Annotated in this window: 1 protein-coding gene; it reads left to right on the top strand. The window is 45.1% G+C overall.

The window, feature by feature from the left end; all coding sequences use genetic code 11:
- The coding region (locus tag ACXAG7_RS20290; protein WP_476667980.1) for a hypothetical protein at positions 1-206 on the top strand (206 nt) is incomplete at both ends.

Raw genomic sequence — 206 nt, 5'->3', positions numbered from 1 at the left:
TGCCTTAGCAGGAACAACAGCGTTAAGCACAGGAACCTACTATGCATCACAAACAGTAAGTAGCTGTGAGAGTAGTAGAACCTCAGTAAGTATAACAGTAAACACAACACCAACAGCACCAACAGCAAGTGCACAAGCATTCTGTAGTGCCGATAGCCCAACAGTAGCGGATTTAGTAGCTACGGGAACAGGTATCCAATGGTATG

Source organism: Tenacibaculum sp. AWR4_210, assembly GCF_056160945.1.
The sequence above is the reverse complement of the archived record's forward strand: the minus strand, read 5'-3'. Positions and strand labels throughout refer to the sequence as shown.